This is a genomic window from Pseudomonas paraversuta (assembly GCF_904063065.1).
Classification (GTDB): domain Bacteria; phylum Pseudomonadota; class Gammaproteobacteria; order Pseudomonadales; family Pseudomonadaceae; genus Aquipseudomonas; species Aquipseudomonas paraversuta.
In genome coordinates, this window is sequence record NZ_CAJFCL010000002.1 from 360,027 (window position 1) to 373,695 (window position 13,669).

At 55.8% G+C, this 13,669-nt stretch carries 14 protein-coding genes; all 14 read left to right on the forward strand.

Features of this window, described 5'->3' with window-relative positions:
* Position 1 precedes the first annotated feature (1 nt).
* The 14 genes from JQ845_RS04760 (at position 2) to JQ845_RS04825 (ending at position 13,661) form a co-directional block, all read left to right on the forward strand.
* The gene (locus JQ845_RS04760; RefSeq protein ID WP_203008590.1) at positions 2–1,375 is read left to right on the forward strand and encodes a DUF4055 domain-containing protein; all 1,374 of its coding nucleotides are present in this window, start codon (positions 2–4) and stop codon (positions 1,373–1,375) included.
* On the forward strand, positions 1,376–2,488 hold the full coding sequence (locus tag JQ845_RS04765; protein WP_203008592.1) for a structural protein: 1,113 nt from the start codon (positions 1,376–1,378) through the stop codon (positions 2,486–2,488).
* A gap of 417 nt (positions 2,489–2,905) precedes the next feature.
* Positions 2,906–3,691: a DUF6651 domain-containing protein gene (locus JQ845_RS04770; protein ID WP_203008594.1), complete on the forward strand. Its 786-nt coding sequence runs from the start codon at positions 2,906–2,908 to the stop codon at positions 3,689–3,691.
* Positions 3,692–3,827: 136 nt separating this feature from the next.
* Entirely contained in the window at positions 3,828–4,811 is a 984-nt protein-coding gene (locus JQ845_RS04775) for a major capsid protein (protein WP_203008596.1), read from the forward strand.
* A 49-nt stretch (positions 4,812–4,860) separates the two neighbouring features.
* Positions 4,861–5,448, forward strand: coding sequence for a hypothetical protein (locus JQ845_RS04780; RefSeq protein WP_203008598.1), 588 nt, complete (start codon positions 4,861–4,863; stop codon positions 5,446–5,448).
* A 3-nt stretch (positions 5,449–5,451) separates the two neighbouring features.
* Positions 5,452–5,820, forward strand: coding sequence for a hypothetical protein (locus tag JQ845_RS04785; RefSeq protein ID WP_203008606.1), 369 nt, complete (start codon positions 5,452–5,454; stop codon positions 5,818–5,820).
* Position 5,821: 1 nt separating this feature from the next.
* Complete coding sequence (locus tag JQ845_RS04790; protein ID WP_203008608.1) at positions 5,822–6,178, forward strand: hypothetical protein; 357 nt, start codon at positions 5,822–5,824, stop codon at positions 6,176–6,178.
* Positions 6,178–6,597 (forward strand): HK97 gp10 family phage protein, encoded by a 420-nt coding sequence (locus JQ845_RS04795; protein ID WP_203008609.1) that lies wholly within the window; start codon positions 6,178–6,180, stop codon positions 6,595–6,597. The genes JQ845_RS04790 and JQ845_RS04795 overlap by 1 nt, the downstream gene beginning before the upstream one ends.
* The gene (locus JQ845_RS04800; protein ID WP_203008610.1) at positions 6,594–7,019 is read left to right on the forward strand and encodes a hypothetical protein; all 426 of its coding nucleotides are present in this window, start codon (positions 6,594–6,596) and stop codon (positions 7,017–7,019) included. Before JQ845_RS04795 ends, JQ845_RS04800 begins: the two co-directional genes overlap by 4 nt.
* 64 nt (positions 7,020–7,083) lie before the next feature.
* The gene (locus tag JQ845_RS04805) at positions 7,084–8,247 is read left to right on the forward strand and encodes a phage tail tube protein (protein ID WP_203008611.1); all 1,164 of its coding nucleotides are present in this window, start codon (positions 7,084–7,086) and stop codon (positions 8,245–8,247) included.
* A 79-nt stretch (positions 8,248–8,326) separates the two neighbouring features.
* Positions 8,327–8,809, forward strand: a complete 483-nt coding sequence (locus JQ845_RS04810) for a hypothetical protein (RefSeq protein WP_203008612.1) — start codon at positions 8,327–8,329, stop codon at positions 8,807–8,809.
* Positions 8,810–9,298: 489 nt separating this feature from the next.
* Positions 9,299–9,454 (forward strand): hypothetical protein, encoded by a 156-nt coding sequence (locus tag JQ845_RS04815; RefSeq protein WP_158497923.1) that lies wholly within the window; start codon positions 9,299–9,301, stop codon positions 9,452–9,454.
* Complete coding sequence (locus tag JQ845_RS04820; protein ID WP_046810194.1) at positions 9,451–9,900, forward strand: type II toxin-antitoxin system YafO family toxin; 450 nt, start codon at positions 9,451–9,453, stop codon at positions 9,898–9,900. The genes JQ845_RS04815 and JQ845_RS04820 overlap by 4 nt, the downstream gene beginning before the upstream one ends.
* Positions 9,901–10,040: 140 nt before the next feature.
* Complete coding sequence (locus JQ845_RS04825; RefSeq protein WP_203008613.1) at positions 10,041–13,661, forward strand: phage tail length tape measure family protein; 3,621 nt, start codon at positions 10,041–10,043, stop codon at positions 13,659–13,661.
* The last annotated feature ends 8 nt before the right edge of the window (positions 13,662–13,669 follow it).

Here is a 13,669-nt window from a genome sequence, read left to right on the forward strand (position 1 = left end):
CATGAGCAATGACCCGTTCGCCGTATCTGATGCGATGCAAGGGATGCGCGCCGAATGGGCCGTCACCGAGCCATTGATGGGCGGCACGCTTGCGATGCGCAAGTCTGGAAAGACGCTGCTGCCCAAGCATCCGGCCGAAGAAGATGAGGCCTACAGTGAGCGCTTACGGGTTGCCACGCTGTTCCCGGCTTACTCGGAGACGGTCGGTTCAATGACCGATAGGGTGTTCGCGGAGCCTATTCAGCTAGGTGACGATGTGCCGTCGGAGTTGCAAGCGTTTGCATCCAACATTGATCGTCAGGGTAATGACCTGAACGCCTGGGCGGTTAACTGGTTCCGTGCAGGCCTTTCATTTGGGTTGTGTCATGCCCTAGTTGAGTATCCAAACGCTGAAGGCGTGCGCACCAAGGCTGAGGAAGATGCGGCAGGTCTTCGTCCGTACGTCGTCATGATTCACCCGATGCAGATACTCGGCTGGCGTGATGACGGAGCTAATTTGACGCAAGTCCGCTATATCGAGTTCGTGACTGAGCCTGATGGTGATTTTGGTTCTATTACTGTCGAGCAGGTTCGAGTGCTTGAGCCGGGAGTCTGGAAGACATACCGCCGTAGCCAGGACGGAACAGTCATCCATGATCAAGGGGTGACGAGCCTTAGTGTTATCCCGCTGGTAACGTTCTACTCCAAGCGAATGGGGTTGATGCAGGGCAAGCCGCTTCTGATGGAGCTGGCACACCTCAACATCAAGCACTGGCAGGGTCAGAGCGATCAGGACAACATCCTTCATGTTGCCCGTGTACCGATGCTGGCGGTAATTGGGCCTACTCAGAACCATGATCAGAACGGGAACATGCTGCCATTCAAGCTTGTTGTGGGGTCTGGGGCAGCTACCGTTCTGCCTGCGAACTCCGACATGAAATTTGTCGAGCACAGCGGCAAGGCTATCGATGCAGGCCGTCAGTCGCTGCAAGATCTGATCGATGAAATGCGCATGGCTGGTGCTAAGCTGCTGCGCAAGGACCAATCAGGTACCAAGACGGCTACGCAAGCTCAGGAGGACGCGAGCCAAGAGACAAGTCCCCTGATGAGATTGGCCGGACACTTTTCTGACTGTATCGCCCAGATGCTTCAGTTTATGGCGGACTACCGTGGTCTGCCGGAAGGTGGCCACGTCGAGATCAAGGGTAACTTCGATATCGATTACGCGCCTGAAACCAGCATTCCAAGTCTCGTTACCATGACCAATACCGGGCTGCTGAGCAACGAGACCTTATTCTCAGAGATGCAGCGCCGAGGGGTTATCAGTGACGAGCTGGACTGGTCTGAAGAGCTTGGTCGTATTGAGGCGCAGGGGCCGAAACTGGGGGCTATGTAGATGCCAACGGTAAACGAGATGCTTCAGGCTGCCGCTATTGGCCACGCGATAGATCTGTTACACCTGAGCAATGCCGAGGTCCGTAAGATCATCGCTTTGCTCAACAGTGCTGATGCCGAATTGCGAGCCCAGCTAATCTTGGCCATTGCGAGCCTAGGGGTTGAGTCATTCACGGTCACGCATTTGAACAGCGTGTTGGCCTCGGTACTGGAGATCAATAAATCCATTTACGCGGCCATCCAAGAAACAATGGTCGAGTCGGTAATTGATCTGGCCAAGTACGAGATCGGCTACCAGAAAGCACTATTCACTGAAGTCATACCACCGCAAGTACGGGTCACTGTTTCGTTAGGTTCCGTCAACCTGGAGCAGGCACGCCAGATCGCAATGTCGAGGCCATTCCAAGGGAAGTTGCTCAAAGAATGGATGGGCGATCTTGAGGTGAATCGGGCTGCACGTATTCGTGATGGTGTCCGTATGGGCATGGTCGAAGGGCAGACAACTGAGCAAATCGTTCGGCGTGTGATGGGGATCAAGTCAGAAGGTTACGCGGACGGGCTACTGAGTCGCAGCCGGCAAGACATTGAGGCCGTTGTACGAACAGCAATCAGCCACACAGCGCAAGGTGCTCGTGATGCCTTCTACAAAGCCAATGACGACCTGATAGCTGAAGTGAGCTGGCTTAGCACTCTGGATAACAAAACATCCGCCGACTGCAGGTTACGCGACCGTCTGCGGTACACGAATGACACGCACGAACCTGTAGGGCACAAAATCCCATGGAAAGCTGGGCCCGGTCGCATCCATTGGTGCTGTCGAAGTACTTCGACGCCGATCATCAAGGGCTGGGAAGAGTTACGCCTCTCCAAAGGATTGCCGGAAAGCACTCGGGCAAGCATGGATGGTCAGGTACCGGTTTCGACCAATTACGGCACCTGGCTGAAAGCGCAAAGCGCGACGCGACAAGATCAGATACTTGGCCCGAACCGCGGCAAGCTCCTACGTGATGGCGGGCTCGATGTCAGCAGCTTTTACAATGACAAAGGCAAGTTCCTCACGCTCGATGAGTTGCGCGAGCGGGATGCTGCTTCTTTTGTAAGGGCCGGGATATGATGTTGTATGACCGACAAGCCGAAACTCCATGTAATCACCGGAACGCCTGCCCCTGACACTCCAAAGGAGCAGGCGATGAAGCGTGCTCGCTCAATGCCTAGACCGCCATCCATGATTTGTTGTCATCGATGTGGCGGGGCTGAGGTCATTCAGACCAAGATCGGGATGATGTACAAGGACGGTAAGGCAACAGGCGGTACACGACAGATCTTGTGCGCGCTCTGCTTCATGAGAGGCGAGAGAGTTGTCCTGAGCAAGTAACGCTGGACTCAAAGAAGCCCGCCGCGCGCGGGTTTTTTATTACCCAAAATTCAAGCCTCGGCATTTGCTGGGGCTTTTTTATGCCTGTAGCTCCGGATGGGGCAGGGCGCCGCGGTGGATGCCGTATTCGTTGGCCGGATGGCCTAGGAGCAAATTTTGAAATTGAAATTAGACGAGCAAGGTCATGTTGTTGTGCAAGACGGTAAGCCTGTCTATGTGATGGAAGATGGACGCGAGCTGCCACACGACGCCGCTTCGACCGTGGCCACCATTGGCCGCCTGAATGGCGAGGCCAAGGCGCACCGCGAAGCGAAGGAAGTGGCCGAGGGCAAGCTTAAAGCGTTTGAGGGTATTGAAGACGGCCCTGCGGCCCTGGCTGCTCTGGCTACCGTCAAGAACATCAAGGACGGTGAGCTGATCACCGCCGGCAAGGTTCAAGAAATCAAGGATGCCGCGGCTAAGTCGGCTCGAGAGTCTGTTGAGGCCGCCACTCGGACAGCTGCTGAAGAGAAGCGCGTTCTGGCAGAGCAGAACTCCCAACTGACGCAAAGCCTGAACGATCACGTTATCGGCAACAGCTTCGCCAGCTCCAAGTTCATTGCCGAGAAGCTGGCCATCCCTGCAGACATCGCACAGAAGGTCTTCGCCGACAGGCTGAAGGTTGAGAGCGGCAAGCTGGTGCCTATGGATGGCAATGGCAACCCATTGTTCTCGGCAGTACGTCATGGCGAACACGCCGACTTCGAAGAGGCGATTGAAGTGTACGTGAGCCAGTACCCGAACAAGGACAAGATCCTGAAAAGCTCGGGCGGCACCGGCGGAGGGGCACCGAACGGTAAGGGTGATCATTCGAATCAAACTAAAGGGAATCTGGGTGGCACCCGGCAAGAGCGCTCTAGCGCGATTGCCAGTCGCTTCCCAGAGCTTAGTGGCGGGGCATAAACCTACCACTCAATACAGGGCGGCTCGACAGGGCTGCTTTGCCTGCTGGCATCTCGGATGAGATTCGGCGCACGAGGCGGACGCCTCAACTCCATAAAACCCTGCTCATCCGAGCTAACCCCAGAAAGGAACGATCATGCCCCTCACGCAAATGCAGGTCTTCAACAAATACATCATGCCGGCGACCATCGAGACGCTGGCGCAGATGGTGGAAAGATTCAACGCGGCCAGTGCTGGTGCGATCCGGCTCACCACTGAAGGTTTTGATGGTGACTTCTTGCAGGAGTCTTTTTTCGCCGCCATTCACTCTGCTCAGCGCCGCGTAGATCGTTACTCTGCCAATGGTGCTGCTACGCCGACCGACCTGACTCAACTGAAGCACTCCAGCGTAAAAGTTGCTGGCGGTTTCGGTCCGGTTCGCTTCGAGCCGTCTCAGTTGACCTGGCTGAATAAGCCGACTGCCGAAGGCATTGAGGTCGCTTCTCGCAACTTCGCTGAAGCTCTGATGGCTGACCAGTTGAATACTGCCATTGCCGCGCTGGTAGCCGCTATCAGCAACAACGCCGAGGTGGTCAATGATGTGTCGGCTACAGCTGGCATCAGCTACGTTGCAATCAACGAAGCTCACGGCAAGTTCGGCGACCACAGCGGCAACCTGGTGGCGCAGATCATGAATGGTGTGACCTTCCACAAGTTGATCGGAGCCAACTTGGCTAACGCCGGTCAGCTGTTCCAGGCGCAGAGCGTGCGAGTGGTCGATATCCTCGGCAAGGCAGTGATTGTTACAGATGCTCCAGCTCTGTCGTCTGCTGCGGTAGTTGACCCTGCAGCGCCGGCGAAGCTGAAGGTGCTGTCTCTGACCGAGGGTGCAGCCAGCGTGTTCGATGGCTCTGACCTTGTCAGCAACATCGAAACCTCCAACGGTAACCAGCGCATCGAGACCACGATGCAAGTGGACTACTCCTTCGGCCTAGGCCTCAAGGGCTACACCTGGGATGAGGTGAGCGGCGGTAAGTCGCCGAGCGACGCGGGCCTGGCTACTGGCTCCAACTGGGACAAGAACGCCACTTCGAACAAGCACACCGCTGGCGTTATCACCATCGGCGACGCCTCCAAGTAACCCCCAGATGCCGAGTCGAGCCATGCGCTCGGCTCGGCGAGGATGCGGCATGAACAATAATATTTGGTATCTGCCTGGCCCGTTTCATCGGTACCAGGAAGACGTGAAAGCTTTGGCCAGAGAGGCTGGTCTGCGCATCATCGATGCGAACGTGACCGCAAGCCGTGACGGTGAAGCCATGGATGTTCCGGCGGTGACAGTGAAGCCGGTCGCGCGGAGTGATGCTAAGAGTCGACTGGCACTCGTCACTGAACAGACATCTCCGGATCAGGAAGAGCTGATTGGCAGGCTGCGAGCCGAAAGCGGCGCTATTCGCGTGCTGATCGAGTCCGCTGAGGGTTTGATCCCGCTGGAGCACCCGGAAGCCGGCGAGCTTCCGATCCGCTTGTTTGATGCCCTCAGTGGTATTCATCAAGGTATCGCCGGGATCAAGGCTGAGCGTGACAACCTCGCATCTGAAAACGAAAGCCTGCGTGGCGAAGTTACTAGCCTCAAAGCTGCGGCGAGTAAGCCTGCTGATGACAGTGCCGAGATCGAAGCTCTCAAGGCCGCACTCGATGCAGCCAAGGTCAGCTATCGCGCCAATGCCTCGAAAGAAGCGCTGGAAAAACTGGTGGCTGAACTGTCCAAGGAATAACCCATGACCGACTTCATCACTGTCGCGCAGGTGGATAGCCTGCTGGGCGTCGAATGGACGACCGAAGACAAGAAGCCTCGCGCGGTGCTGATGGCGAACACCTGGCTCACTGAGCGAGTGCGCGAGGTGTGCATTCCGACACCTGACGCAATCATCCAGGCTGGGGCCGAGATTGCTAGGGAGGCTGCATCAGGGTCGTTGTATGGCGCCCAAGCTCGTGAAGTCGTTGGAACATCCGTCAAGGCCGGAAGCGTCAGTACCAGCAAGACGTTTTCCGAGGGCTCAAGGGCTATGACGGCAGGCGAGGCTTTCGCCTTGGCACTGATCAGGCCTTGGATATCGACTAACCAGATAAAACTGGTAAGGGGCTGATATGGGATTGCGTGAGGATATTCAGGCCGATATGGCCGAAGCTTTCGATACTGACTTGGCTGACGCAGTGAAAGACTTCACGGGCGGTATCACGTTGCCGGGCACATGGGATCCGGTAACAGAGGAGTCGGCGGGAGAGGTGGTTATCGCCTATTCGGGTCGAGGCGTCTTTGATGCATACGAGGTGCGACTGGTGGACGGAATCAACATCAAGTCAACTGACCAATTGCTGATCGCACTCACCAACGAAGTAACCGGCGCGCCGCAGGTTGGCCACAAGATCAATGGTTTTGATGTGCTGAACGTCCTGCAGGACCCAGCTGGTGCGCACTGGGAAATACAGCTGAGGGCTGTGTAATGGTTGGCTGGAGCATTCCGCCCTCAGTGTTTGCGGATCAGATAGACGAGGAAGTCAGCAAGCGAGTTCGGACAATCGCCCTAGCCCTGCTCAACGAAGTGATCGAGCGATCCCCCGTGGGTAACCCAGACCTGTGGAAGAATCCGCCGCCCCCCGGGTACGTTGGCGGCCGATTCCGTGGCAGTCACATCGTCAGCATTGGCGCACCGGTTTACACCGTTACAACCAATGTCGACCCGAGCGGGTCGGACACGCGAAGCAAGGGGATGGCCGCGCTATCTGGTCTTGAGCCTTACACGCAGATTTTTATTCAAACCAATTTGCCGTACGCCGAACGCTTGGAGCGGGGCCATTCAGGCCAGGCTCCAGACGGCCTCTACGAACTGGCATTCATCAGCGTATCTGAGGTTTATCGATGACCTACGAAGATATTCGCGTCGCCCTCACGGCGCGCGCTGCGACCTTCACTGGCATCGACAAGGACAGGTTGTTTCGTCCCAATGATCAGCTCACCGCAGCCAATCTGGATGCGTCAGGCATCTTCAAGCCTCCCGCTGACGGCCTCTGGTGTCGAATGATCATTCAGCACGGTACGGCCTTTATGGCGGGGATGGCTGACAAACCCTACTCCCGCAAACCGGGACAGATCGTCTTCCAGTGCTTCGCCCGGCCGCGCACAGGTATGAAACCACTGAATGTGCTGGCCGATGCGCTTGAAGCTCATTTCGGCTACTGGAGCTCTGGTGACCTTGAGTGCATGGAAACCAGCCAGGACGTTGTTGGTGATGACGGGGGCGGCTTCTACCAAATCAATACAAGAGTCCGGTTTCGCGCCGGCTGAACCCGCAGCACCCATCCCACCCGCCCTGAGCGGGTTTTTTTATGCCCACACAAAGGTGGAAAAAATGAGCTCCGGCGCAAAGATCGTCAGTCACATCATTCCTGAAGTGACACCAGGTATTACCCCAGCAATCGGCACGTGGAACACTCTGCGCCTGACAGGCAACGCGCTGACTCCGACCGTCAACACTGTTGCAAGCGACGAGATCACTGCGTCTCGTGTAAGCCAAGGCTCGGTGGCCACTAGCGTCGATATCGCTGGTGATTTGGCAGCTGAGTTCTCTTATGGCTCGTTTGACGAGCTACTTGAGGCTGCTTTCTACGGTGAGTGGACCGCTAACGTGCTGACTGTTGGCGATGTTCGTCACACCTTCAGCATTGCTAAGGGCTACACCGACGTAGGCGTTTACAGTCTGTTCAAGGGCGCTCACGTATCGACCTTTGCGCTGGATATCCCGGCCGACGGCAAGATTACCGCCACTTTCAACATGGCGTGCTTGGACTACGCCGACAGCGAGGAACCGCTTGCAGTAGCACCAGTCGATCCAACCACCACTCCATTCCTGAGCCAAAACAACGTTGGCACCATTCTTGTTGATGGCGCCTCGCTGGAGGGAGCGGCCTGCGTATCGGCCATGACCATTAACTTGGATAACAGCCTTCAGGCGCAGCGATGCATTGGCAGCGACAAGCTCGGCCCGGGCGCACAAATCGCCACCGAAGCAGCCATCACCGGAACTATCACGCTGGCGTGGTCAGCCCGGGCGTGGGAGATCTGGAAGAACACGTTTACCCGTGTGCCAGTGGCTATTCAGTTCCCGATCACTGACAGCCTGGGCAACAAGTACATCTTTGACTTCCCGGCAGTAGAGGTTGATGGCGAGTTGCCAAGCGGCGGCAAGCGGGACTTGGTCGAGGTGTCGCTCAACTACACCGTGGCCAAGATCAGCCCGACCATCACTCGAGTTCCGTTCGTGGCGGTCAACAGTGTTTCTGTCGCGCCAACGACCGCGTCGATCGTAGTTGTAGCAACTCGTCAGCTGACCGCCTCGGCGCTTCCGGTTGAGGCGGCGCAGAACGTCACATGGAGCAGCGCGACTCCTGGTGTGGCGACTGTGAACAGTTCAGGCCTGGTAACCGCTGTCTCGGTCGGCTCTGCAGTGATTACTGCCAAGAGCGTATCCGACCCAACGAAGACCGCAACGTCGACCATCACCGTTACCGCTTAATCGATTGCAAGACTTTGACCGCTCCGGTGCTCACGCCTGCCGGGGCGGTCCTTTTATGGCATGGCGTTGAGGAATCATCATGGCTCTGAAACTGAAGAAGAAAGACTCTGTACAGGCTGGCGCTAAGTGGGTGGACTTCGATGCGGAAACGAAGGTGCTGCTGGCGGGCACGGACAATATTGAATACCGCGTTGCCCTGGAGCGTCACAACCGCCGTGTCCAGCGTAACGATGCCCGCTTCGGCGAAGGGCAGGTTGGCGTCGTCGAAGGCGAACTGACCGATTTGCAGAACCATGCAATGCTGCTCGCGCACTTCATCGTCAAGGACTGGAAAGGCGTTCAGGATGACGAAGGCAATGAGTTGGAATACTCGACAGGCGCTGCCGCCGAGCTGTTGGAGTCCAACGTGGAGTTCCTCCTGTTCGTGCTCCAGGGTGGCACCAAAGTGGCTGCGGAAGCCGAGAAGGAACTGGTTGAGACCGTGGGAAAGCCGTCGACCGGTTCGAGTGGGAGAAAGACTGGTCGGGCGGCGAAAAGCGAAAGCTCATCTACCAGCGCCTGAAGATAGCGGTTCCGGATGAGCCGCCCACCGACACGATCACCAGCTACTTGCTGAATACGTTCAGCAATGTGTGTCGCAGTAGGCGATTCATCTCGACCATGGCCGGCGCATTCCCGCTGCCGCTTTCTGCCAGAGATATCTCGGACTGGCTTGATGCTCACCCATCGCCATTGCCGCGCCGCCACGTTGACGAGGTGGTGTTTGCGCTGGATGCGATATGCCTGGCTGAAGAGGAGGGATGAGGCTCGAAGCTTACCTTATAGGTTGATAGTTTTTCTGTAGCTCTCTATCGAGCCTCTAGGCTAGGGATTGCTTGGGGGTCGTGCATGCAGACGTGTTGGCTAGCCTTTAGGAGATGCTTAGCAAATAGTTGCTCAAATATGAGTAACAGTTATAATTCGTTAACGCTGATGTCAACTTACTATCAAGCTGGCTAGCGACGTGATTTTGTCACCAATTCGGCGACAGAACCCAGGAGGGCCCATCACGATGATTGCCACCTTCACCGCTAAAGACGCTCAACGTACCGAGAGACGCACCAGAAAAGTGCGTCCGGCGTATCTGAACCCAGAAATTTTAGCTCGAGCCGTAGAAAATGGCGAAGCTCGTCTTGTCGCACGCGTGCGTAAGCAGCGTGGTGAATGACGGCTATAGTTGTTAGTCGTGCATTAGTTTCTGACCTTGGCAATGAAGCTGCATTAGATCTTGCTCAAGACTTTCAGGCTTATAAAGCGGGCGGACCATTCGGCGATCCATTTGGGCGTGACAAAAAATTTGCATGGCCCACCGAAGTGGTCGAGAACGAGCTATGGCACGTTCATATTGAAGACCCATCTGTGTATCAAGCTTGGGACAGCCTTTGGAGTCGGAATTTCCCTCAAGAAAATTTCACCTCAAATACTATTCTGGTTTACGGCCGAGTTTGGCACGTTCAATACTCGCCGCATCTGTTGTTGACGATTCTAAAGCCTGATGGTCATGCTCAGATGGATGACAAGGAGAGAATGAAGGCTATTGGCCAGGAGTTTGAGGCCGAGGTGGATGCTTATTCCCGTCGACTTGAAGGTGAGCCTTGGCTCATTCTCAGATAGGTTGTTACCAAAAAAGCCCAGCCTCGCGCTGGGCTTTTTGCATCTGGTGGGCATGATCTCAGATGAATCACTCTGCCATGTAGAGAAAAACAAACAGCGAGCCGGCCATTGAGCCGGTTTTTTTACGCCCGGAGAAACCCATGGCTGAGCAAAAATCCCGCCTCGTCCTAGAAATTGACAGTCGTGACGCGGAGCAAAAAGCGGAAGACGTGCGCAAGGCTCTGGGCGCACTCGAAGATGCAGGTATCCGCGTCAAGCCAGCCATGGATAAGGCCGGGGCTGGAATTGATGGCGTTGGAAAGACGGCATCGAAGGCCGGTGAGAGCCTTGGCCAACTAGGCAAGTCGGCAGATGGATCAGCCAAATCAACTGCCAGCAGCTCTGAAAGCTACGCAGAGGCGAGTACTCGACTGCTTGCAATGGCAACCAACTCCCTGCAGGCCAGCGATTACGTCAAGGCATTGTCTGCCAGCACATCCGCAGCATCTGTCTCCTTCGACGCGGCCAGTGACAAGGTTAGAAGCCTTTCGTCTCTCGCTGCTCGCCTGCGGGCTGAATCGGATGCTCTGGTTGGATCAACTGACAAAGCCGCGGCATCTACTAGAAATGCCTCGGTCGCCACCGACCTGCAAGCGAGAGAACTGGGCGAACTACTCGGCAAGATCAATCCGGCTGTGGCTGCACTGGGTCGTCTCGATGATATGCAGAGCAAGCTCGGGCAGTTTCACAAGGCTGGCCTGCTCGATACGGAGACGTTTAAGGACTATTCGACCCGTCTCGATAGTACCCGCAAGGGCTTGTCTGCCTTTGACGAGGGACTTTCGAAAACAGGCATCAGCGCCAAGCAAACTGAGGCGGCGCTGCGTCAGCTCCCAATGCAGTTCACGGACATTTTCACCAGCTTGGCTGCCGGACAAAACCCTCTTCTGGTGCTGCTGCAGCAGGGCGGGCAGATCAAAGACTCGTTTGGCGGTATTGGCAACACCGTCGACGTGCTTGGCGGAAAAGTTAAAGGTTTATTCTCCTCAATCGTTGGCGGCAGTGGAGGCATTGCTGGCGCTGGTGCCGTCTTGGGCGAGCTGGCATCCCAGCAAGAGGCGGTAGCTGAAGGGTCGGAGGCTGCGGCTGATGGACTTGGAGGTATGGCAGAAGGTGCAAACACAGCTACCGACGCGGCAAAGAACGCCAAGGAAGCGGTAACTGCATTGGGAGCCGGTGCGGGCGGCGCAAGTGTAAGCATGCTTGCCATGGTAGGAGGCTTGACAGCTGCGGCAGCTGCCATAGGAATTTTGATCTACGGCTATAACAAGGGAAGCCAAGAGGCGGACGCCTATAACCAAGCAATTATCCTTACGGGGAATGCAGCTGGGACAACTTCAAGTCAGTTGGCTGGTATGGCTCGAAGGGTTGGTGATGCAACTACGACAGTGGGTGATGCCGCCAAAGTTTTAGCGCAGCTAACGAGTTCTGGAAAAATTGCGGTGGCCACTTTTGAGAAATTAGCTTCTGCTGCGATCAATATGGAGGATGCGACAGGAAAAGCTGCAAGCGAGACCGTAGCTGAGTTCATCAAGATCGCAGAGAGCCCAACTAAGGCACTGGCAGCGCTAAGTCACCAATACGGAATTGTCACGGCTGCGACTTATCAGCAGGTAAGGGCACTTCAAGAGCAAGGCGACAAACAAGGAGCGGCAATAATTGCTGAGGATGCCTATGCGAGCGCTATGGAAGTTCGCTCAGCAAAGATCAAAGCAAGTCTTGGGACTATTGAGTTTGCATGGGACGCAATCAGCAGCGCTGCTAAAAAAGGCTGGGATGCCATCCTTGATGTGGGGCGTGACCAGTCAATCGACGAGCAGATACAGAATACTCAGAAGATATTGAATGACCGTAAAACAGGGTTTCAAGCTTGGTTGTTCGATAGCGAAAGTGGTGACAGATCATCCAGGTTCCTTGAGGAAAGACTAAAGGATCTCCAGAGCTATAAGAAAACTACTGAGGGGCAAGCTGCCGCCGAAGGCAAGGCCACTGAAGTTCAACGCGAAGGGCTGGCGGCATACGAGAAATTCCAACAAAGCATCGCGGCCAATGCCTCAAAAGCCCAGAAGAGAGACAAGGCGCTCAAGGATGCACAGGATCAAATTAATAAGTCTCGGCTCGCCGGATACAAAATCACGACTGAGCAGGAGGCGGCAGCACTAAAGGCAATCCGCGACAACCCTTCCTACAAGGTCGCGAAGACCCCTGCCACAAAGCCCTACACCGAAGACGCCGGCCAGAAGATGCTCGACCAGGCGCGGCAGCAGTTCGCGGTTCTTCAGCAGCAAAACAACCTTATCGGCCTGCAGAAGGGCGAAGTCGATAAGCTCGGCGCATCAGGCCAGGCCTTGATCAAGTGGGAGCAGGAACTTGCTGATATCAAGGGCAAGAAGACCTTAACGGCTGACCAGAAATCCCTGATTGCCAATCAGGACCTCATTACTGCTCAACTTAAGCGCAACGCTGGGCTTGAGCGGGAAAACGAGCTGCGCAAGACCGCTGCTGAAGAAGTGGCGAAACTATCGGCTTTCCAGGCGAATCAGGACAGTCGACTTGCCACGGCTCAGGATGGGCTAGACGCGAACATTGCAGGTATTGGCCTAGGTGACAAAGCCCGGGCCCGCCTCAAAGAAGATCTGGCAATCCAGAAGGACTACGCACGCCAATCAGCAGCTCTGTTGGAGCAATTCAACACAAAGCGCATTTCCCCTGACCTATATGCGAAAGAAAACGCCATTGTTCAGGAGGGCCTTGCGAAGCGGCTGCTGATGCAGCAAGACAACTATAACCAGCAGGATGCCGCGCAAAGCAACTGGCTAGCAGGTGCTTCCAGTGCCTGGCAGAACTACTTCGACATTGCCACTGACTACAACCAGCAAACCCAAGATGCGACAGCTCAGATGCTGGGCAGCACAACGACATCAATTTCTGACCAGATCCAAGGCCTGATCAAGGGAACAACAAGCCTCGGTGATGCATTCATCAACCTTGGCTCGACCATGGGCAGTTCTGTGCTCCAGGCTCTATCTGACATTGCTGCAAAGTGGGTGGTGGTGCATGCGCTGAAGATGGCGGGAATCGGGGCGGAGACAACGGAAACAGTTGCGTCGGAAGGTATTAAAGCTGCGGCTAAGGTCTCCGGTGATGCAATCGCAACCGGCTCAACGCTCGCGTCTCTGGCCACCACAGTGGCAGCCAACGTTTCGGCCGCGGCTACAACCATCGCTTCTTGGCTGCCTGCAGCTCTCGTAGCTTCCATCGGTTCATTCGGTGCCGCTGCAGTTGTAGGTGGTACAGCCTTGATTGCTGCATACGCATTGATCAAAGGCTTCTCGTCTGGTGGCTATACAGGCGCCGGAGGAGTTAACGAACCTGCGGGCATGGTGCACAAGGGCGAGGTCGTTTGGAGTCAGGCGGACATCAGCCGGTTCGGAGGTGTTGCAGCTGTTGAGTCGCTGCGTAAGGGCAACGTTACACCATTAGGAGCGGCGCGTTCAGGGGCTGTAGGCACCTCTGCAAGCAAGGCCTCTGCTGTTTCAGCATCCACGTCATTGACTGTAAACCTCATCGAAAGCCCAAACAAAGCTGGTCAAGTTGAACGCGGGAGAAACTCAGACGGCACGGAATCCCTGAGTCTGTTTGTGGCGCAAATCCGATCTGGCGGTAACGAAACGTCTGATGCATTTGAGTCTACTTACAACCTGAAACGCCATGCAGGATAGGAGGCAGT

Excerpts from the sequence above, each read along its gene's own strand:
- JQ845_RS04760 (WP_203008590.1), top strand. The coding sequence starts at position 2 with ATGAGCAATGACCCGTTCGCCGTATCTGATGCGATGCAAGGGATGCGC.
- JQ845_RS04765 (WP_203008592.1), top strand. The coding sequence starts at position 1,376 with ATGCCAACGGTAAACGAGATGCTTCAGGCTGCCGCTATTGGCCACGCG.
- JQ845_RS04775 (WP_203008596.1), top strand. The coding sequence starts at position 3,828 with ATGCCCCTCACGCAAATGCAGGTCTTCAACAAATACATCATGCCGGCG.
- JQ845_RS04780 (WP_203008598.1), top strand. The coding sequence starts at position 4,861 with ATGAACAATAATATTTGGTATCTGCCTGGCCCGTTTCATCGGTACCAG.
- JQ845_RS04785 (WP_203008606.1), top strand. The coding sequence starts at position 5,452 with ATGACCGACTTCATCACTGTCGCGCAGGTGGATAGCCTGCTGGGCGTC.
- JQ845_RS04790 (WP_203008608.1), top strand. The coding sequence starts at position 5,822 with ATGGGATTGCGTGAGGATATTCAGGCCGATATGGCCGAAGCTTTCGAT.
- JQ845_RS04795 (WP_203008609.1), top strand. The coding sequence starts at position 6,178 with ATGGTTGGCTGGAGCATTCCGCCCTCAGTGTTTGCGGATCAGATAGAC.
- JQ845_RS04800 (WP_203008610.1), top strand. The coding sequence starts at position 6,594 with ATGACCTACGAAGATATTCGCGTCGCCCTCACGGCGCGCGCTGCGACC.
- JQ845_RS04805 (WP_203008611.1), top strand. The coding sequence starts at position 7,084 with ATGAGCTCCGGCGCAAAGATCGTCAGTCACATCATTCCTGAAGTGACA.
- JQ845_RS04810 (WP_203008612.1), top strand. The coding sequence starts at position 8,327 with ATGGCTCTGAAACTGAAGAAGAAAGACTCTGTACAGGCTGGCGCTAAG.
- JQ845_RS04815 (WP_158497923.1), top strand. The coding sequence starts at position 9,299 with ATGATTGCCACCTTCACCGCTAAAGACGCTCAACGTACCGAGAGACGC.
- JQ845_RS04820 (WP_046810194.1), top strand. The coding sequence starts at position 9,451 with ATGACGGCTATAGTTGTTAGTCGTGCATTAGTTTCTGACCTTGGCAAT.
- JQ845_RS04825 (WP_203008613.1), top strand. The coding sequence starts at position 10,041 with ATGGCTGAGCAAAAATCCCGCCTCGTCCTAGAAATTGACAGTCGTGAC.